General features: G+C 68.1%; 18 protein-coding genes. 2 read left to right on the top strand and 16 right to left on the bottom strand.

Annotated elements, in window-relative coordinates; genetic code table 11:
• Positions 1 to 52: 52 nt before the first annotated feature.
• From AAHG03_RS00810 to AAHG03_RS00760, 11 genes are all read right to left on the bottom strand, one after another.
• Entirely contained in the window at positions 53 to 460 is a 408-nt protein-coding gene (locus AAHG03_RS00810; protein WP_342148069.1) for a hypothetical protein, read from the bottom strand.
• A gap of 263 nt (positions 461 to 723) precedes the next feature.
• Positions 724 to 1437, bottom strand: a complete 714-nt coding sequence (locus AAHG03_RS00805; RefSeq protein WP_342148068.1) for an SURF1 family protein — start codon at positions 1435 to 1437, stop codon at positions 724 to 726.
• Between the two features lie 9 nt (positions 1438 to 1446).
• On the bottom strand, positions 1447 to 1830 hold the full coding sequence (gene cyoD, locus AAHG03_RS00800; RefSeq protein WP_342148067.1) for a cytochrome o ubiquinol oxidase subunit IV: 384 nt from the start codon (positions 1828 to 1830) through the stop codon (positions 1447 to 1449).
• On the bottom strand, positions 1827 to 2402 hold the full coding sequence (gene cyoC, locus AAHG03_RS00795; RefSeq protein ID WP_342148563.1) for a cytochrome o ubiquinol oxidase subunit III: 576 nt from the start codon (positions 2400 to 2402) through the stop codon (positions 1827 to 1829). Before cyoC ends, cyoD begins: the two co-directional genes overlap by 4 nt.
• A gap of 77 nt (positions 2403 to 2479) precedes the next feature.
• The gene (gene cyoB / locus AAHG03_RS00790) at positions 2480 to 4489 is read right to left on the bottom strand and encodes a cytochrome o ubiquinol oxidase subunit I (RefSeq protein ID WP_342148066.1); all 2010 of its coding nucleotides are present in this window, start codon (positions 4487 to 4489) and stop codon (positions 2480 to 2482) included.
• 36 nt (positions 4490 to 4525) lie between these two features.
• Entirely contained in the window at positions 4526 to 5716 is a 1191-nt protein-coding gene (gene cyoA / locus AAHG03_RS00785) for a ubiquinol oxidase subunit II (protein WP_412759700.1), read from the bottom strand.
• Positions 5717 to 5793: 77 nt separating this feature from the next.
• Complete coding sequence (locus AAHG03_RS00780; protein ID WP_342148064.1) at positions 5794 to 7128, bottom strand: MFS transporter; 1335 nt, start codon at positions 7126 to 7128, stop codon at positions 5794 to 5796.
• A 228-nt stretch (positions 7129 to 7356) separates the two neighbouring features.
• A complete protein-coding gene (locus AAHG03_RS00775) occupies positions 7357 to 8052 on the bottom strand; it encodes a DUF2490 domain-containing protein (RefSeq protein ID WP_342148063.1) in 696 nt (231 codons plus the stop codon).
• Between the two features lie 271 nt (positions 8053 to 8323).
• Positions 8324 to 11383, bottom strand: coding sequence for an efflux RND transporter permease subunit (locus AAHG03_RS00770; RefSeq protein ID WP_342148062.1), 3060 nt, complete (start codon positions 11381 to 11383; stop codon positions 8324 to 8326).
• A 22-nt stretch (positions 11384 to 11405) separates the two neighbouring features.
• Positions 11406 to 12467, bottom strand: coding sequence for an efflux RND transporter periplasmic adaptor subunit (locus AAHG03_RS00765; protein ID WP_342148562.1), 1062 nt, complete (start codon positions 12465 to 12467; stop codon positions 11406 to 11408).
• Between the two features lie 197 nt (positions 12468 to 12664).
• Complete coding sequence (locus AAHG03_RS00760; RefSeq protein WP_342148061.1) at positions 12665 to 13786, bottom strand: efflux RND transporter periplasmic adaptor subunit; 1122 nt, start codon at positions 13784 to 13786, stop codon at positions 12665 to 12667.
• 142 nt (positions 13787 to 13928) lie between these two features.
• On the opposite strand from AAHG03_RS00760, the gene AAHG03_RS00755 reads away from it, so the two are divergent.
• Together AAHG03_RS00755 and AAHG03_RS00750 are read left to right on the top strand one after the other, a co-directional pair.
• Positions 13929 to 14519: a TetR/AcrR family transcriptional regulator gene (locus AAHG03_RS00755; RefSeq protein WP_342148060.1), complete on the top strand. Its 591-nt coding sequence runs from the start codon at positions 13929 to 13931 to the stop codon at positions 14517 to 14519.
• Between the two features lie 172 nt (positions 14520 to 14691).
• Positions 14692 to 14904 (top strand): hypothetical protein, encoded by a 213-nt coding sequence (locus AAHG03_RS00750; protein ID WP_342148059.1) that lies wholly within the window; start codon positions 14692 to 14694, stop codon positions 14902 to 14904.
• A 64-nt stretch (positions 14905 to 14968) separates the two neighbouring features.
• Here the strand turns inward: AAHG03_RS00750 and AAHG03_RS00745 are convergent, their stop codons facing one another.
• The 5 genes from AAHG03_RS00745 to AAHG03_RS00725 form a co-directional block, all read right to left on the bottom strand.
• Positions 14969 to 15199: a DUF6894 family protein gene (locus tag AAHG03_RS00745; protein WP_342148058.1), complete on the bottom strand. Its 231-nt coding sequence runs from the start codon at positions 15197 to 15199 to the stop codon at positions 14969 to 14971.
• A gap of 181 nt (positions 15200 to 15380) precedes the next feature.
• The gene (locus AAHG03_RS00740) at positions 15381 to 16109 is read right to left on the bottom strand and encodes an amino acid ABC transporter ATP-binding protein (RefSeq protein ID WP_342148559.1); all 729 of its coding nucleotides are present in this window, start codon (positions 16107 to 16109) and stop codon (positions 15381 to 15383) included.
• Between the two features lie 145 nt (positions 16110 to 16254).
• On the bottom strand, positions 16255 to 16947 hold the full coding sequence (locus AAHG03_RS00735; protein ID WP_342148057.1) for an amino acid ABC transporter permease: 693 nt from the start codon (positions 16945 to 16947) through the stop codon (positions 16255 to 16257).
• Positions 16948 to 17670 carry an amino acid ABC transporter permease gene (locus tag AAHG03_RS00730; RefSeq protein ID WP_342148056.1) on the bottom strand — a complete coding sequence of 241 codons (723 nt, stop codon included), beginning with the start codon at positions 17668 to 17670 and terminating at the stop codon, positions 16948 to 16950. It abuts the gene before it with no gap.
• A 28-nt stretch (positions 17671 to 17698) separates the two neighbouring features.
• Positions 17699 to 18610: an amino acid ABC transporter substrate-binding protein gene (locus AAHG03_RS00725; protein WP_342148055.1), complete on the bottom strand. Its 912-nt coding sequence runs from the start codon at positions 18608 to 18610 to the stop codon at positions 17699 to 17701.
• Positions 18611 to 18661 lie beyond the last annotated feature (51 nt).

Below are 18661 nucleotides of genomic sequence, written 5' to 3'. Positions count from 1 at the left end.
TCGGGCGCGAATTGTTACGCTACCGCCTCTAGCAGCGTTCGGCCTTCACGTCTCACCAGTCCCGCTGCAAGCGGGTGGCGATGCGGCTCGGGCGGGCGCCCGCCAGCGTCCGCTCCAGGGAAGCGAGCGCCGCCTTGGCCTTCATCAGCCGGGGGGCGCGCCAGTCGCGACCGCCGGTCGCCAGCACCGCCTCGCCGAGGCGGTCGCCCGCGGTCACGAGCCGGTCCACCGCCCGCTGGATGCGCGGCGTCTCCTCGGTCAGCACGCAGACGTCGGAGAGATGGTTGCGCAGCGCGTGCAGATCGTCGCGACCGCCGCCCTCGTCGGCCAGCCGCGCCAGCGTCCGGTCCATGCCGGCGATCAGCCCTGCCAGCGGCTCCGGGACGGAGCGGTCGGTCGGACGCGCGGGGGCCTCCGCCGGATGCGGGGCGGAAATGTCTCGGGCAGGCGGCACGTGCATGTCGGCTCCGCTCGATGGGGTTGCTGGGCTCAACTCCCGATCCGGCCACGGTTTCCCGCCCCGGTGCCGTGAAGTGCGTAATTCGTGAGGGTTCCCTGGAATTCTCAGTGGAACGATGCGCCAGGGCCACAACCCGTCGGTAGGGTGAACGCAGTGTTAGGATTAACAGCCCGGTGCGGTACCGGAAGCCTTCCGTTCCGACCGTGCGTGGAAAACAGCCTTGCCGTCGATCAAGAAACCGAGATGCAATCCGGAAACGAAGCTCAGATCTCGGCTCGCGGCCGCTTCAGAGCGTAGATCAGGGCGCCTGCGCTCATCAGGGCGAGGGTGAACCACGTCAGGGCGTAGACGAGGTGGTCGTTGCGGAAGGCCACGACCGTGAGGCCACCGACCGGGAGCCCGCCGGGATTGGGCGTGGCATCGGCGTCGATGAAATAGGGGGCGACGTCGTGCAGGTTTCGCGCGGCGGCGAGGCCTGAGACGTCGCGGGAATACCAGCGGTCGGCGGCCGGATCGTTGTGGCGCAGGAATCCGCCGCCGGGCTCCGGCAGGCGTAAGAGGCCGGTGATCGTGACGTCACCGACGGGCTCAGTACGGTCCGAGCGGTCCTTGCGGTCGCCGGGGACGAAGCCGCGGTTGATCAGGACGGTGGTACCCTCAGACTGGACGAGGGGCGTCAGGACCCAGAATCCGCTGCCGCGTTCGGTCAGCGCCTGCACCAGGGCCGTCCGATCGTGCTTGAGAATACCCGAAACGCGGACCCGACGATACTCGATCGCTGGTCCGTCCAAATGCGCCCAATCGGCCTTTTCGGGCGGTGACACGGGCTCCGCGCGGATGCGCGCCTCGACCCGCGCGATCAGGTCGAGCTTCCACGCGCGACGCTGGATCTGCCACGTGCCGAGCGCGAGAAAAACGCCGACGAGGCCGAGCCCGGCGAGCGCCAGGACGGCCCGCCGGACATCGAGCCTTGACACGAATCCCACTTACGGCGCGTGGCGCGCGTCGTCGGCGGTCATCGGCATCATGTTGGTGTTCAGATGGTGCATCACCCAGATCGAGCCGCACAGGGTGATGGCGACGATGGTGACGGTGAAGATCAGCGCCAGGAAGGTCCAGCCGCCCTCCGACTTGGTGTTCATGTGGAGGAAGTAGACCATGTGGACGATGATCTGCACCACGGCGAAGGCGAGGACGACGATGCCGGTGATCAGCTTGTCGCCGATCACGTCGCCCATCACCAGCCCGAACGGGATCGCGGTCAGGATCACCGACAGGACGAAGCCCGTCACGTAGTCCTTGAACGAGCCGTGGCCGTGAACCTCGCCGTGGCCGTGGCCGTGATCGGCGTGTCCGCTCGCGCCGCTCATTGCAGCACTCCCATCAGGTAGACGAAGGTGAAGACGCCGATCCAGATCACGTCGAGGAAGTGCCAGAACATCGACAGGCACATCAGCCGGCGCTTGTTCTCGACGATCAGGCCGCGCTGCTGCACCTGCAGCATCAGCACCACGAGCCAGATCAGGCCGAAGGTGACGTGCAGGCCGTGGGTGCCGACCAGCGTGAAGAACGAGGACAGGAAGGCGCTGCGCTGGGGCGTGGCGCCCTCGTGGAACAGGTGGGCGAACTCGTAGAGTTCGATGCCGAGGAAGGCCGCGCCGAACAGGCCGGTGACGGCGAGCCACAGTTGGGTCTTGCTCTGGTCCTCCCGCTCCATCGCCAGCATGGCGAAGCCGTAGGTGATGGACGAGAACAGCAGCATCGCGGTGTTCAGCGCGACGAGGTTGAGGTCGAACAGGTCCTTCGGCGAGGGCCCGGCCGCGTAGTTGCGGCCGAGCACGGCGTAGGTCGCGAACAGCACCGTGAAGATGAGGCAGTCGCTCATCAGGTAGAGCCAGAAGCCGAGCATCGTGCTCCCTTCCGGGTGATGCTCGTGCCCCATGTCCTGGAACGACAGCTCGTCGGCCTCGGCCACGGGGTCCCGGTGCAGCGCGTCGGTTGCGTGCGTCGCCATTCTGATCAGGCCCGTCCCGCCACGGCCAGCGCGTCGGTCCGCTGCCCTTCGGTGCGGACGACCGTCTCGGCCGGGATGTAGTAGTCACGGTTGTAGTTGAAGGTGTGGGCGATCGAGATCACCAGCGTCGCCGCGAAGGAGAGGGCGGCGAGCCACCAGATGTACCACACCATCGCGAACGAGAAGGCGATGCTGATCACGCCGAGGATCACGCCGGTGGCGGTGTTCTTCGGCATGTGGATCGACTGGAAGCCGGTCACCGGCCGCTTGAAGTTGCGGGCCTTCATCTGCCACCACGCGTCGAGCTGGTGCACGACCGGAGTGTAGGCGAAGTTGTAGTCCGGCGGCGGCGACGAGGTCGACCATTCGAGCGTCCGGCCGCCCCACGGGTCGCCGGTCACGTCGCGAAGCGCCTCGCGGTTCCGGATCGAGACCGCGAACTGCATGATCATCGCGCCGATGCCGAGCGCGATCAGGCCGGCGCCCGCGGCGGCGACGAGGAACCACGGCTGGAGCGAGGTGTCGTCGAAGTGCTGCGAGCGGCGGGTGACGCCCATCAGGCCGAGCACGTAGAGCGGCATGAAGGCGACGTAGAAGCCGACCGTCCAGAACCAGAACGAGACCTTGCCCCAGAACGCGTCGAGCTTGAACCCGAAGGCCTTGGGCCACCAGTAGTTCACGCCCGCGAACATGCCGAACAGCACGCCGCCGATGATCACGTTGTGGAAGTGGGCGATCAGGAACAGCGAGTTGTGGAGCACGAAGTCGGCCGGGGGCACGGCGAGCAGCACGCCGGTCATGCCGCCGATGGTGAAGGTGACCATGAAGCTCACGGCCCACAGCATCGGCACCTCGAACCGGATCCGGCCGCGGTACATCGTGAACAGCCAGTTGAACAGCTTGGCACCCGTCGGGATCGAGATGATCATCGTCGTGATGCCGAAGAACGAGTTCACGCTGGCGCCCGAGCCCATCGTGAAGAAGTGGTGCAGCCACACGAGGTACGACAGGATCGTGATGACGACGAGCGCGTAGACCATCGAGGTGTAGCCGAACAGGCGCTTGCCGGAGAAGGTCGAGATGATCTCCGAGAACACGCCGAAGGCCGGCAGGATGAGGATGTAGACCTCCGGGTGGCCCCAGATCCAGATGAGGTTGAAGTACATCATCGGGTTGCCGCCGAGGTCGTTGGTGAAGAAGTGCGTGCCGACGTAGCGGTCGAGCGTCAGCAGCACGAGGACGGCGCCGAGGATGGGGAAGGCGGCGACGATGAGCACGTTGGTGCACAGCGACGACCACGTGAAGATCGGCATCTTCATCATCGACATGCCGGGCGCGCGCATCTTCACGATGGTCGCGATCAGGTTGATGCCCGACAAGGTCGTGCCGACGCCCGCGATCTGCAGGCCCCAGATCCAGTAATCGACGCCCACTCCGGGGCTCATGTCGGCCCCCGAGAGCGGCGGGTAGCCGAGCCAGGTGGCGCGGGAGAACTCGCCGACGAACAGCGAGATCATGATGGTCACGGCGCCCGAGACCGTCATCCAGAAGGAGAAGTTGTTGAGGAACGGGAAGGCGACGTCGCGCGCGCCGATCTGCAGCGGCACGACGTAGTTCATCAGCCCCGTGACGAACGGCATCGCCACGAAGAAGATCATGATCACGCCGTGGGCCGTGAAGATCTGGTCGTAGTGGTGCGGCGGCAGGAAGCCTTCGTTGGCCCCGAAGGCGACGGCCTGCTGCGAGCGCATCAGCAGCGCGTCGGCGAAGCCCCGCAGCAGCATGACGAGGGCCAGCACCACGTACATGATGCCGATCTTCTTGTGATCGACCGAGGTCAGCCAGTCCCGCCACAGTGGGCCCCAGAACCGGAAGTAGGTGATGGCGGCCAGCACCGCGATGCCGCCGACGGCGACGCCCGCGAAGGTCACCTGCAGGATCGGCTCGTGATACGGGATGTCCGCGAGCGTCAGGCGCCCGAAGAGAAGCCGCTGGAGGTCCGTGTCAGAGAACATGGGATGTCTCGTACCGTGAATTCTCGTAGGCTCGGATCAGTTGTTGAGCTGGTTGGGCGCGGGCGAGTTCCCGCCCTTGCCGTGCGGACCGTGGTCCTGGGAATTGGCCGGCTTGTCGCTGCGCGGCGCGTGGTTCGAGGCGGGCCCGGTGGCGCCCGGCGCCTCGTCGCCCCGCTCGGTGTGGCGGTTGTCGTATTGCAGCCGCTCGACGTTCTCGCGGCTGTCCTTGCCGGCGCCGCCCTTGGCGTCGATCGACATCATCTCGTGCATGCACATCTTGCCGGGGACGGCGCACATGCCGAGGATCGATTTGAACAGGCCGTCGCCGTAGGAGGCGTAGTAGGTCACGGGCTCGCGCTCGCTCGGGCGTTCCAGTTCGAGGTAGGCGTCGCGGGACAGTTCCTTGCCCTCGCTCTTCACCTTGGCGATCCACTTGTCGAAGCCGTCGCCGTCGAAGCTGTGGACCTTGAAGGTCATGCGCGAGAAGCCGCTGCCGCTGTAATGCGAGGCCAGCCCCTCGAACTCGCCGGGCTTGTTGGCGACGGCGTGCAGCTTCGTCTCCATGCCGGGCATGGCGTAGATCATGCCGGCGAGCGCCGGAATGTAGAACGCGTTCATGACGGAGGCCGAGGTGAGCCGGAACGTGACCGGCCGGTTGACCGGCGTCGCCATCTCGTTGACCGACGCCACGCCGTATTCTGGGTAGAAGAACAGCCATTTCCAATCGAGTGCGACGACCTGCACCTCGAGCGGCTTGGTCTGCGCGGGAATCGGCTTGCCGGGCTCCAGGCGCGAGAGCGGCCGGAACGGGTCGAGGGTGTGGGTGCTGATCCACGTCAGCGCGCCGAGCGCGATGATGATGAGCAGCGGCGCGGTCCAGATCACCACTTCGAGGCCGGTCGAGTGGTCCCAGTCGGGATCGTGGCGGGCTTCCGTGTTCGTCGCGCGGTAGCGCCACGCGAACAGCAGGGTGAGCGCGATCACCGGCACGATGATGAGCAGCATCAGGCCGGTGGAGGCCAGGACGAGGTTGCGCTGCTGCATCGCCACGTCGCCCGAGGGGAACATGACGGTGAGGTTGCAGCCGGCGAGCAGCGGCAGCAGCGGCAGCAGGAGCAGGCCGCGCAAGGCGCGGCGGGCGGCCGATGCCGGGGTGCGGGGCGTCTGCTTGGCCGAGGGTGTCACCGAGGGTCCTGCCGAGGGTACTGCCACGGGGCTTCGTTCCATCTCACGGGTCGCGCTCAAGGGCCGCCTCGGGGCGACCGCGTTCGGTCCGTCCCGGCGCCGGCCGGGACGGGTCAAGATCACATCTGCCGCATTTCGGAGCGGTCGAGATACAGCGCCAGCAGCGTCGCGAGCGCGCCCGACAGCAGGTACACGCCGACGACGCCGAGCCCGTACTCGTTGGAGAGGTACAGCACCACCAGGGGGGCGAAGCCCGCTCCGAACAGCCATGCGAGGTCGGAGGTGAGCGCGGCGCCGGTGTAGCGGTAGCGCGTGCCGAGCCGCGAGGTCACGGCGCCCGCGGTCTGGCCGTAGGACAGGCCGAGCAGCATGAAGCCGATATTGACGTAGATGGTCTGGCCGATGGCGCTTTCGCCGAAGACCAGCGGCGCCAGGATCGAGCCGAAGGCGAAGGCGCCGATGAGGCCGGCGGTGATGATGAGGACGTTGCGCCGCCCGATCTGGTCGGCGATCAGCCCCGAGGCCGCCACCGCGCCCGCGCAGATGATGGCGCCGGAGAACTGCACCATCAGGAAGTCGCCCGCCGAGCGGTCGCTGTGCAGGGTGTTCCAGGCGATCGGCCAGATCGTGACGAGATGGAACAGGGCGAAGCTCGCCAGCGGCACGAAGGCGCCGATCCACACGTCGAGGGCGTGATGGGAGGCGAGGTCGCGCACGCCCACCGGCTCCAGGCGGCCCTTCTTGAGGAGGCGGGTGAATTCCGGCGTCGCGATCAGGCGCAGCCGCGCGAACAGGGCGACGACGTTGATGGTGAAGGCGCAGAAGAACGGAAACCGCCAGCCCCAGTCCAGGAAGTCCTCCGGCGTCAGGTTGACGACGAAGAACGAGAACAGCGCGCTCGACACCATGAAGGCGAGCGGCGCGCCGAGCTGCGGGATCATGGCGTACCAGCCGCGGCGCTCGCGCGGCGCGTTGAGGGCGAGCAGCGAGGCGAGCCCGTCCCAGGCGCCGCCGAGCGCGAGGCCCTGGAGGATGCGCAGGAAGGCGAGCATCTCGATCGCCACGAGGCCGATGGAGTTGTAGCTCGGCAGGAAGCTGACCGCCGCGGTCGAGCCGCCGAGCAGGAACAGGGCGGCGGTGAGCTTGACGCCGCGGCCGTAGCGCTCGTGGACCTTCATGAACACGATCGTGCCGATCGGCCGCGTGATGAAGGCCAGCGCGAAGATGCCGAACGAGTAGAGCGTGCCCGTGAGCGCGTCGGCGAAGGGAAAGAACACCTTCGGAAACACCAGCACCGAGGCGATGCCGAACACGAAGAAGTCGAAATACTCCGAGGCGCGCCCGATCACCACGCCGAGCGCGATGTCGTTGGGGCTGACGCCGTGGTGGTCCATCGCCACCTGCGCGTCGCGCTCGAGAGTGCTCGAATTGGCCGATGCGGGGTTGGTGGTCATCGCGTGCAGCCGGCTCGCCTCTGGCACTGTCGCCGCGCCCGTCTTCGGTGTTCACGCAGCGTTCGGTTCGTGCCTAGCGGATGGCTCAACATCCGCCTAGTGGATTCGGCGTCGCGCCCGTTACAGCAGTCCGGCCATGCAGGGAAATCGCGACTCATGCAGTCTTTCGCGCAGGCATGCGGAATAATGCATGACTCGTTGACGTGGGTTAGGCCCGATTCGCAGCGTTCAGTAGCGCACAAATAGATTGAGTGAGAGGATGTGGTTGACCTCGACGCGGGCGGCCGGCGCGTTCACCGTCTGGTTCAGGTAGCCGACCTCGACGGTCGATTTGCCCTGCGACTTCTCCTGCAGCGGTATTTCGAGCCCGACGAAGGTGCGGATCTGGTCGAAGCCGGCGCGTGCGCCCCAATCGGTGTCGTTCAATGCCACGAACACCTCGCTCCAGCCCACCGCCTTGAGGCCCCACGCCTCATCGAAGATCGGGTGGGAGGCGCGCAACTGCTCGCGGAACCGGAAGCCCACGTCGCGCCCGTCGGATTCCCAGCGCTGCTCGAACCGGGTGCGCGAGGACAGCTTGAATTTTTGGAACTCGCCGATCTCCCAGCTGAGCTGCTGGAAGCTGCGGTCCTCGCTGAAGGACGGCATGCCCGCGGGGGTGTTCTCGACGCGGGCGTAGCCCTGGTAGATCGTCAGCGCGTCGTTGAGCTTCCAGCCCACGGCCGGGCGCAGGATGAGCTGATCGAGCCGGGCGATGTCGTTGCCGAAGCGCGGCTGGACCTCGGCGAAGTAGACGAAGTCGCCGTGGGTACCGAACAGGGTGGTGTTGAGCCAGAGCTGGGTGTCCTGGCTCGTCTGCGCCGCGGCGGGGCTCGCCGCCGCGAGGGCCAGGGCCGTCAGGAGGGAGCGCGTCCGGCTGGGCACGAGGGGGACCTCTGGCGGCGTTGACCCGCAACCCGTCTGCGGCACGGGTTCCGGTGTCGGGCCTCGCGGGGGCGCGGTCCAGCGTTTTGCGCGGCGGCGGGGCGGTGGCGGGGCCTATGTGGCGCTTCGGTCACAACAGGCGCGTTCCCCTCCCCCTTGCGGGGAGGGGTCAGGGGTGGGGGTCGTGCAGGAGGCACCACTCGCGCTTCAGCCTGAACCACCCCCACCTCCTCCCTCCTCCCCGCAAGGGGGAGGAGAGCGCCCCGTCCGGCTACCCCTGCGCGGCGGCACCCCGCGGCGGCGCTTTGATCCGGTACCAGCCGACATAGAGCGCCGGCAGGAACAGCAGCGTCAGGAAGGTCGCGGCGAGGATGCCGCCGATCATCGCGTAGGCCATCGGCCCCCAAAAGACCTCGCGGGCGATCGGGATCAGGCCGAGGCTGGCCGCCGCCGCCGTCAGCAGGATCGGGCGCATGCGGTGGCGCGTGGCCTCGACCACGGCGTCCCAGGGGCCAAGCCCGTCCGCCTCGCATTCCTCGATCTGGCTCACCAGGATCACGGCGTTGCGCACGATGATGCCGATGAGCGCCAGGATGCCGAGGATCGCGACGAACCCCATCGGCTTGTCGAAGAGCAGGAGGGCGGGAACCACGCCGATCAGCCCGAGGGGCGCGACGGAAAACACCAGAAAAAGCTTCTGGAAGCTCTGGAGCTGGATCATCAAAAAGAGCGCCATGGCGAGCAGCATCACCGGCACCACCGCCGCGATCGGCCCCTGGCCCTTGCCGGCCTCCTCGACCGCGCCGCCGGTCGCCAGCGTGTAGCCCTCGGGCAGCGCCTTGACGTATTCGTCGATGGCCGGCTGGAGCGCGCTCACGATGGTGGGCGGCTGGGTCGCGTCGTTGATGGTGGCCCGCACCGTCACCGTCGGCACCCGGTCGCGGCGCCAGACGATCGGCTGCTCCAAGTCGTAGTCGATCTTGGCGAACGCCAGGATCGGCACCACCGAGCCGTTCGAGAGCGTGACCTGCAAGCTCTGGAGCGTGTCGAGGGAGGAGCGCTCGATGGCGCGCGCCCGGCCCACCACGTTCACGAGGTAGATCGAATCGCGCACCTGCGTGATCGCCTGACCGCCGACGACGGCGTTGAGGATGCCGGCGATGTCCTGGCTGGTGACGCCGAGCTGGCGCGCCTTGTCCTGCAGGATCTCGACGCGCAGCACCTTGCCGGGCTCGTTCCAGTCGAAGGTCGGCACGGCCACGCGCTTGTCGGTCGCCACCACGTCGGCGAGCCGGAGCGAGAGGCGGCGCACCTCCTGGATGTCCGGGCCCGACAGCCGGTACTGGATCGGGCGCCCGACCGGGGGGCCGAGGTTCAGGGGCTGCACCAGCACGTCGGTGCCGACGAAGTCGCGCCGCCCGATCTTCTGCAGGCGCGCGATCACCCGGTCGCGGATTTCGAGCGACTTCGTCACGATGACGATCTGGCCGTAGAACGCGTTGGCGAGCTGCTGGTCGAGCGGCAGGTAGAAGCGCACCGCGCCCTGGCCGACGTAAGAACTCCAGCGCTCGATGTCGGGATCGCCCTTGAGGTTCTGCTCGAACCGGTCGAGCTGCGCCTTCGTCTCGCGGATGGTGGCGTTCTGCGGCAGGGTCAGATCGACGAGGATCTCGGAGCGGTCGGAGGACGGGAAGAACTGCTGCTGCACGTGGCCCATGCCGACGATGGCGAGCCCCATCAGCCCGACGCAGATGATCACCGTGATCCAGCGCAGCCGCATCGCGACCCGCAGCACCGCCATGAAGAGACGGGTGAACAGCCCCTGCTTCTCGGCATGGTGCTTCACCTTTTTCGGCAGGATGGTGACGCCGAGCAAGGGTGCGAACAGCACCGCCACCACCCAGGAGACCAAGAGCGAGGCCGCGATCACGACGAAGAGCGAGTAGGTGTATTCACCCGCCGACGAGCCGTTGAAGCCGATCGGCAGGAAGCCCGCCACCGTCACCAGCGTGCCGGTGAGCATCGGGAAGGCGGTGGAGGTGTAGGCGAAGGTCGCAGCCTTCTTGAGGTTGTCGCCGAGTTCGAGACGCGCCACCATCATCTCGACGGTGATCATCGCGTCGTCCACCAGCAGCCCGAGCGCGATGATGAGCGCGCCGAGCGAGATGCGCTGGAGCGTGACGCCCATCACCTGCATCACCACGAAGACGATGGCGAGCACGAGCGGGATCGAGATCGCCACCACGAGGCCGGCGCGAAGGCCCAGGCTGACGAAGCTGACGACGAGCACGATGACGACCGCCTCGACCAGCGCCTTGGTGAAGCCGCCGACCGCCTCTTCCACGATCTTGGGCTGGTCCGAGACGAGATGGATGCCCACCCCGATGGGCAGCTTGCCCTCGATGACGTGCATGCGCGCCTTCAGATCCTCGCCGAACTTCAGCAGGTTGGCGTTGGGGCGCATGGCGATGGCGAGCCCGATGGCGGGCTTGCCGTCGACGCGGAACATGGCCGCGGGCGGGTCCTCGTAGCCGCGGCTGATGTCGGCGACGTCGGCGAGGCGAAAGAAGCGGTCGTTGAAGCGCAGGTTGACGTTGCGCAGGGACTCTTCCGAGGTGAACTGGCCGCTGACGCGCAGGGACACGCGCTCGGGGCCCGCCTGGACCACGCCGGAGGCCGCGACCGCGTTCTGCGCCTGCAGCGCCTTGATCAGCGCCTGGATGTCGATGCCGTAGCCCGCGAGCTTGCGGGTGGAGAAATCGAGGTCGATCGTCTCGCCCTGGATGCCCATCAGCAGGGTCTTGCCGATGTTGGGGACCTTCAGGATCTCGGTGCGCACGCCCTCGACGTAGTCGCGCAACTGCCGGTGGGTCAGGCCGTCGGCGGTGAAGGCGTAGACGTTGCCGTAGACGTCGCCGAACTCGTCGTTGAAGCTCGGGCCCTGCACCCCTTGCGGGAAGGTGTACTGGATGTCGCCGAGGCGCTTCCTGACCTGATAGAAGGCCGGCTGGATCTCGTTCTTGCTCGTCGTGTCGCGGAACTGCACGAACACGGTCGATTGGCCCGGCGTGGTGTAGCTGCGGACGTAATCGAGCACGCTGATCTGCTGCAATTCCTTCTCGATCCGGTCGGTGACCTGATCCAGCGTGTCCTTGATGGTGGCGCCGGGCCAGGACGCCTGCACCACCATGGTCTTGATGGCAAACGGTGGGTCCTCCTCGCGGCCGAGCCGCGAATAGGCCATCGCGCCGGCGGCCAGGCAGACCAGCATCAGGAACCAGACGAGCGAGCGGTGCGAGAGCGCCCAGTCGGAGAGGTTGAAGTCCTTCACGGGAAAAGCCTTCTTCCCTCGATCACTTCGGTTCGTCGGGCAGGCGCACGGGCTGCCCGTCGGTCAGGGAATGGACGCCGGCCACCACGACCCGCTCGCCGGGCTGCACCCCGCCGCCGACGGCGATCTTCGGGCCGCCATCGGGCTCGGCGGTGAGCGTCACGTCGCGGCGCGTCACCTGCCACTTCCCGTCCGTCTCCGACGCAATCCAGACCGAGCGGCGCCCGTCCGCGGTGAGGAGCGCGGTGGCCGGCAGCAGGAAGCGGCGCGGGGTCGGGCGCACCAGCGAGACCGTGATGGTCGCCCCCAGCCGGAAGGCGGGCCCTGGATTCTCCAGGGTCATGCGGATGCGGCGGGTGCGGGTGCCGGTGTCGGCGAAGGGGGCCACCTCGCGCACCCGGCCCCGCGCGGTGATCTCCGGCGCGCTCTGGAGCGAGACCGTGAACACCCCGTCCTGCGGCATCGCCCCAACCAGCGTCTCGGGGATGTCCACCACCGCCTCGCGGGTCTCGGGGCGGGCGAGCGTGACGATGCCCTGGCCGGGGCTCACCACCTGCCCCACCTCGGCGAGGCGCTGGGTGACGACGCCGTCGAAATCGGCATGCAGCTCGGTGTAGCCGATCTGGTCGCGCGCCTTCTGCAGGCTGGCGCCGGCTTGCGCGAGGCGCGCCTGCGCGGTGTCGCGCCGGGCCACCGCCGCGTCGAGCTGGGCTTGCGTGACGTTGCCGCCCTCCATCAGCCGCCGGGTGCGGGCCTCGGTGGCGGCGGCGTTCTCGGATTGCGCCCTGGCATCCGCGAGTTCGGCCTCGGCGCGGGTCAGGTCGAAGCGCGAGACGATGGGGTCGAGCGCGGCGAGGCGCTGGTCCTTCTTCACCACGTCTCCGACGGTGACGTCGCGCGCCACCACGCGGCCGCCGATCTGGAAGCCGAGCTGCGACTGGTAGCGCGGCTCCACCGTGCCGGCGAAGGGGCCGAAGATCACGCTCTCGGTGGGCTCGGCGCGGGTGGTCAGGACCGGGCGGACCGGGGGCGGGCCGGGTTCGTCCTGGGAGGGTTGGCAGGCGGCCAGCGTAAGCGGCAGCATCGCCAGCAGGGCGAAGCGCTTCACCCCGCCTCCCACCCACACCCTCATCCTGAGGTGCCCGCCCGAGCGGGCCTCGAAGGAGGGCTCCAGCGGATCGCGCGATCCCTGGAGCCCTCCTTCGAGGCTCCGCTTCGCTCCACACCTCAGGATGAGGGGGATGGTTTGGAGTGACGATGGTGCGGAGACCGGCAAAAACGTCATCGTCCGCCCTCCCCCGCATCCGCCGAGCTCGGCGCCACCGCCACACGCTGGCCCGGACGCAGGAACTGGATGCCGGCGACCACCACCGATTCCCCCGGCTGCACGCCCCCCTTGAGCACGATGTCGGCGCCGCCGTAGCGGTCGATCTCGACGTTGCGCACCGAGACCGTGCCCGCGGCCGGATCGTAGACCCACACCGCCGGCCGGTTGTCGAAGCGGTAGAGGGCCGACCAGGGCAGGACCACGGCCTCGCGCCCGCCGAAGCGCCCCCGCCCGATCACCACGGCGCCGAGCGTCATCGCGGGCGGCGTCGAATCGAGGCCCATCTTGACCCGCACCGTGCCGCTCTGCGGATCGACGGTCGGCGAGATTTCCCGCACGCGGCCCACCGCCGTCACCGACGGATCGGATTGAAGCACGACCTGGATCGCCTTGGCCTCGGGCGGGTTGGCGGTGAGCGCCTCGTAGACGTTGAACACCGCGTCGCGCGGGCCGTCCTGGGCCAGCACCATCACGGATTGGCCCGCCTGCACCACCTGCCCCACCTCGAAGGTCCGGCTGAGCACGATGCCGGGCACGCCCGCGCGCAGCTCGGTGTAGCTGAGCTGCTCCTCCGCCGTGCCGAGCGCGGCTTTCGCCGAATCGACCGCGGCCTGACTGGTGCGCAGCTGCTGCTCGGCGTTGTCGTAGGTCGGGCGCGTGGTGTAGCCGCCGGCCAAGAGCTGCTTCTGGCGCTCGAAGGTGACCTTGGCCTGGGTCAGCTGCGCCTCCGCCGAGACGAGGGCGGCCCGCGCGTTGTCGAGGTTGGCCCGCTGCACCAGCGGCTCCAGCACGGCCAGCACCTGATCGGCGGCGACGTGGTCGCCGACCTCGACCCGGCGCTCGGCCACCTTGCCATTGGTGCGGAAGGCGACGTTGGTCTGGGCCTGGGCCTGGATGTCGCCGGTCAGCACGACGTCGCTCGCCACCGCGCTCTTCTCGGCCCGGACGACGCGCACCAGCACGACCGTCGGATCGTCCAGCACGTCGGCATCCCCGGCGGCGCGAACGGAAGCCGGCGTCAGCGCGAGGGCGAGGAGCGGGAGCGCGCGCAGGAGGCACGCCAGAGGAGACGCCATGCGGGACATCGCGGCCTGAGCTTTCCGGGCGCCGGTTCCGCCGCCGCGGAGGACGGTGAAACGATGCGCTATCGCGCGCCAGACGTATCGTCTATCTTACCGACCGTCCAGACGGTTTTTTGCAGATGCGAACGAGACAGCGATGACGGAGCGGACGCGCAGCCGGCGCGACGACCGGGCGCAGACGATCCTCGACGCCGCCGGCGCGGTGCTGCGCCGGGGTGGCGGGCGGGCGCTCACCATCGACGCGGTGGCGGCGCAGGCGGGGCTGAGCAAGGGCGGCGTGCTGCACCACTACGCCTCGAAGGACGCGCTGATCCTGGCGCTCGTCGCCCGCAAGCTCACCGAGCTGCGCGAGGGCATCGCGGCCTGCGAGGCGGGCTCCCGCCCGGGACCGGCGGGGCTCGCGCTCGCCATGGTGGCGCATCTGCGCGAGGCCTATTGCGAGGACGACGACTTTTCCCGCGCGCTGCTGATCGCGGCGGCCGAGAACCCGGAGGCGCTCGCCGGCTACCGCGCCTTCGTCGCCGAGCGGTTGGAGCGGCTGGAGAGCGCCGACCCGCCCGGCGCCGGGCCGATGCTGTTCTTCGCCATCCTCGGCTTGGTCATGGGCCGTACGCTCGGCTTCCACGACATCGGCGGGGCGCAGGCCGAGGCGCTGTTCGGCGCGCTGGAGCGGGCTGCGGGCGCCCTCGGGGGTGATCCGACCCCTTTGCCGGATCGTCCCGCCTGAGAACGATGCGAGACTGGAACCCTTCCAGTTCTCGGGCGTAGAGCCCGTCGAGCGAGGCCGTGAACGGACCTCGCGGATAAACGAGCACCGGTTTCAGGGAGAGACGGGACGGAACGGTCGTCGCGCCGCGGAGCCATCCGGGGGCAGGCCGTCGATCGCGCGGGATATGACGATGCCTTCAAAGGATGCCGAAGCCCTGGCCGAACTGGCCCGGCTCTGCGGCGAGGTCCGCGCTAGCCTCTCCGAACCGGACCACAAGCGTCTGCGCGTCCTGCTCGACATGATCCTCATCGATCTCGCCCGCGAGGGGTTCTGTGCCCGGGCCGATGTCCCGCACGAGCCGGCGGGCGAACCGGACGCGTTGCAACCGCATAAATCGCTTTAAGCGATCTTGTTTCAGCTGGTATCAATTATAGGTTGGTGATATCCAGGGGCTGCGGAGTTGCGCGTCAGCGGTCGTCGATCTGGCAGACGAGACGGATCGTCATGATGCCGTCGCCGGTCTCGTTGCGCACGGTGAGCACCAGCGTGGAGTCCTGGCTGTCCTCGGCCTCGGCCGCCATCAGGCTGGTCATGACGCGCAGGGCCTCGCGCCGCAACGCGAGCGGATTGCCGATCTCGCGGCCGACCTCGTCACGCAGGTCGACCCCGTCGTGAATGTCGAAGAAGTAGCGCGGCATCGGCAGGAATGACTTCTGGTAAAATTTAACCAGTCTCCGGCGACGCGCCGACGACCGCCGTCTACGGCAGGCAACACGAAAGACAACGCGCGGGTTTGTGTACGGTTTCGAACCTAGCGTTTGGAATGACGTATACAATTTCGCTCGCGCTTGGCGAGAGGCGCGGCGCGAAAATCGCGCATCAGTGGGCGAGAATCTTCGACAAAAACTGCTGAGCGCGCTCGCTGCGGGGCTGGCCGAAGAACGCGTCCTTCGTCGCATCCTCGACGATCTCGCCGCGATCCATGAAGATCACCCGGTCGGCGACCTTGCGGGCGAAGCCCATCTCGTGGGTGACCACCATCATGGTCATGCCGTCGCGGGCGAGTTCGACCATCACGTCGAGCACCTCGCCGACCATCTCGGGGTCCAGCGCCGAGGTCGGCTCGTCGAACAGCATCACCACCGGGTTCATCGCGAGCGCGCGGGCGATCGCCACTCGCTGCTGCTGCCCGCCCGAGAGCTGGCCCGGATATTTCTTCGCGTGCGCCGAGAGGCCGACCCGGTCGAGCAGATCGAGGCCGCGCTTCTTCGCCTCCTCGCCCGAGCGTCCCAGCACCTTGCGCTGCGCGATGGTGAGGTTGTCCGTGATGGAGAGGTGCGGGAACAGCTCGAAATGCTGGAACACCATGCCGACGCGGGCGCGGAGCTTGGGCAGGTTGGTGCCCCGGTCCTTCACGCGGGTGCCGTCCACGGTGATCTGGCCCTGCTGGAACGGCTCCAGCGCGTTGACGCACTTGATCAGGGTCGACTTGCCCGAGCCCGAGGGGCCGCACACCACCACCACCTCGCCGCGCGCGACGCTGGTGGTGCAGTCGGTCAGCACCTTGAACTCGCCGTACCACTTCGAGACCGCCTCGATGGCGATCATCGCGCCGCCGGTCGCGGTGGCGGGCGGGGGCGTCACGAGCGGACCGGCGCGCAGGCCATCATCCGCGGGGGCCTCGCTCGCGGTGGCGGTCGGGGTTCCGGTCGCGGGGGCCGGCATCGGGGTCGAGGTCATGTTCGAAAAAACCTCAGCGGATGATGGCGACGCGGGTCTGCAGCCGGCGCACCAGCCATGAGGCGGTGAAGCAGACCGCGAAGTAGACGAGCGCGGCGAACAGGTACATCTCGACGAGCCGCCCGTCGCGCTGCGCGACCTTCGAGGCCGCGCCCATGAAGTCGGTCAGCGACAGGACGTAGACGAGCGAGGTGTCCTGAAACAGCACGATGGTCTGGGTCAGGAGCAGCGGCAGCATGTTGCGCAGGGCCTGCGGCAGCACCACGAGCCGCATCGTCTGCGCGTAGCTCATGCCGAGCGCGGAGGCCGCCGCGGTCTGGCCCTTGGGGATCGACTGGATGCCCGCCCGCATGATCTCGGCGAAGTAGGCCGCCTCGAACAGGGTGAAGGTGATGAGCGCGGAGGCGAAGGCCCCGACCTGGATCGGGCTCGACGCGCCGGTGATCCAGGCGCCGATATAGGGCACGAGGAAGTAGAACCAGAAGATCACGAGCACCAGCGGCAGCGAGCGCATCAGTTCGACGTAGATCTTGGCCGCATGCGTCACGCCGGGAATGCCCGACAGCCGCATCATCGCCAGCGCCGTGCCGAACACGAGGCCGCCGCTGGCGGCCAGCGCCGTCAGCGTGACCGTGAACACCATGCCCTGCCCGAACAGGTAGGGCAGCGACGCGCCGATGACCGAGAAGTCGAAGTTGGAGAACATCTAGCGCGCCCCCGGCACGGCGACGTACCGCTCCAGGGCGGTCGCGGCCGCGATCACCACGAGGTTGATCAGGACGTAGAGGATCGTCGCCGCGGTGAAGGCCTCGAACACCTGGAACGAGAATTCCTGCATCGAGCGGGCGCGGGCCGTCAGCTCCAACAGGCCGATGGTGAGCGCCACCGAGGTGTTCTTGAGGTTGTTCAGGAACTCGGAGGTCAGCGGCGGCAGGATGATGCGGTAGGCGTTGGGCAGGAGCACGTGGCGGTAGGTCTGCGCCGTGGTGAAGCCGAGCGCCGTGCCGGCCATGCGCTGGCCCCGCGGCAGCGACTGGATGCCCGCCCGCACCTGCTCGGCCACCCGCGAGGCGGTGAAGAAGCCGAGGCACAGAACCGCCGTGTAGAACGGCGCGTCGGGCAGTTGCTTGACCGCGGTGCCGATCTCGGTCGGCAGCACTTCCGGCAGCACGAAGTACCACAGGAACATCTGCACGAGCAGCGGCACGTTGCGGAACAGCTCGACATAGGCGGTGCCGACGGCGTTGGCGGCCTTGGACGGCAGCGTGCGCAGGACCCCGATCACCGAGCCGAGGCTGAAGGCGATCACCCAGGAGCAGAGCGCCGTGGCAACCGTCCACGACAGGCCGGAGAGCAGCATGTCGGCGTAGGTACCGACGCCCTCCGGCGAGGGCTCGAGGAAGATGCCCCAGTTCCAGTTGTAGTTCATTGCCTCAAGCCCCCGCCCGGCGCCTCAATCAGTAGGCGGCCGGGTCGGCGCTGTCGCTGGGGTTGGCGAAGGCCTTCTGCATCGCCTCGCTCATCGGGAGCTTCAGGTTGATGCCCCGCGGCGGGATGGCCTGCGTGAACCACTTCTCGTAGAGCGCCTTGCCCTCCGGGCTCTTGTAGAGCGCGGCGGTCGCGGCATCGGCCACGGCCTTGAACGGCGCGTCGTCCCTGCGCAGCATGATGCCGTAGGGCTCGGGGCTGGACTGGGCCTCCGAGGAGATCGCGTAGGCGTCGGGCGTCTTCGAGCCGGCGACCAGGGAGGCCAGCAGCACGTCGTCCATCACGAAGGCGTCGGCGCGGCCGGTCTCGACCATCAGGAACGCTTCCGCGTGGTCCTTGGCCGGCAGGATCTTCATGCCGAGCGAGCGCGCGGTGTTGATCTCGTTGATCTGGCGGATGTTGGTGGTGCCCGAGGTCGAGACCACGGTACGACCTTTAAGGTCGTCGGTCTTGGTCAGGCCCTTGTCCTTCTTGGCCACGAACCGCGTCGCGGTGAGGAAGTGGGTGTTGGTGAAGGCGGCTTGGCGTTGGCGGTCGGCGTTGTTGGTGGTCGAGCCGCATTCGAGGTCGATCGTGCCGTTGGCGATCAGCGGGATGCGGGTGGCCGAGGTCACGGGGTTGAACTTCACATCGAGCTTGTCGAGCTTGAGATGCGTCTTCACCGCGTCGGCGATCTTGAGGCAGATGTCGAGGGCGTAGCCCACCGGCTTCTGGTCGCCGTCGAGATAGGAGAACGGCACCGAGGAATCGCGGGTGCCGATGGTGATGGCGCCGGTCTCCTTCACCTTCTTGAGCGTCCCGGTCAGATCCTGCGCCTGCACGGGCGCCCCGGCGGTCAGGGCGGCGACGGCGGCGAGGAGGAACGCGTCTCTCAGGCGCATGCGGCGGACCTTCTTTGTCTTGACGGGCGGCCGAGGGCCGGATGGGGGCAT

It is taken from the genome of Methylorubrum subtropicum (genome assembly GCF_038442325.1).
Taxonomy (GTDB): domain Bacteria; phylum Pseudomonadota; class Alphaproteobacteria; order Rhizobiales; family Beijerinckiaceae; genus Methylobacterium; species Methylobacterium subtropicum.
This window is presented reverse-complemented; position numbering and strand designations above follow the sequence as displayed.

Excerpts from the sequence above, each read along its gene's own strand:
- AAHG03_RS00810 (WP_342148069.1), bottom strand. The coding sequence starts at position 460 with ATGCACGTGCCGCCTGCCCGAGACATTTCCGCCCCGCATCCGGCGGAG.
- cyoD (WP_342148067.1), bottom strand. The coding sequence starts at position 1,830 with ATGAGCGGCGCGAGCGGACACGCCGATCACGGCCACGGCCACGGCGAG.
- cyoC (WP_342148563.1), bottom strand. The coding sequence starts at position 2,402 with ATGGGGCACGAGCATCACCCGGAAGGGAGCACGATGCTCGGCTTCTGG.
- cyoB (WP_342148066.1), bottom strand. The coding sequence starts at position 4,489 with ATGTTCTCTGACACGGACCTCCAGCGGCTTCTCTTCGGGCGCCTGACG.
- cyoA (WP_412759700.1), bottom strand. The coding sequence starts at position 5,716 with ATGGAACGAAGCCCCGTGGCAGTACCCTCGGCAGGACCCTCGGTGACA.
- AAHG03_RS00780 (WP_342148064.1), bottom strand. The coding sequence starts at position 7,128 with ATGACCACCAACCCCGCATCGGCCAATTCGAGCACTCTCGAGCGCGAC.
- AAHG03_RS00765 (WP_342148562.1), bottom strand. The coding sequence starts at position 12,467 with ATGCTGCCGCTTACGCTGGCCGCCTGCCAACCCTCCCAGGACGAACCC.
- AAHG03_RS00760 (WP_342148061.1), bottom strand. The coding sequence starts at position 13,786 with ATGGCGTCTCCTCTGGCGTGCCTCCTGCGCGCGCTCCCGCTCCTCGCC.
- AAHG03_RS00755 (WP_342148060.1), top strand. The coding sequence starts at position 13,929 with ATGACGGAGCGGACGCGCAGCCGGCGCGACGACCGGGCGCAGACGATC.
- AAHG03_RS00750 (WP_342148059.1), top strand. The coding sequence starts at position 14,692 with ATGCCTTCAAAGGATGCCGAAGCCCTGGCCGAACTGGCCCGGCTCTGC.
- AAHG03_RS00745 (WP_342148058.1), bottom strand. The coding sequence starts at position 15,199 with ATGCCGCGCTACTTCTTCGACATTCACGACGGGGTCGACCTGCGTGAC.
- AAHG03_RS00740 (WP_342148559.1), bottom strand. The coding sequence starts at position 16,109 with ATGATCGCCATCGAGGCGGTCTCGAAGTGGTACGGCGAGTTCAAGGTG.
- AAHG03_RS00735 (WP_342148057.1), bottom strand. The coding sequence starts at position 16,947 with ATGTTCTCCAACTTCGACTTCTCGGTCATCGGCGCGTCGCTGCCCTAC.
- AAHG03_RS00730 (WP_342148056.1), bottom strand. The coding sequence starts at position 17,670 with ATGAACTACAACTGGAACTGGGGCATCTTCCTCGAGCCCTCGCCGGAG.
- AAHG03_RS00725 (WP_342148055.1), bottom strand. The coding sequence starts at position 18,610 with ATGCGCCTGAGAGACGCGTTCCTCCTCGCCGCCGTCGCCGCCCTGACC.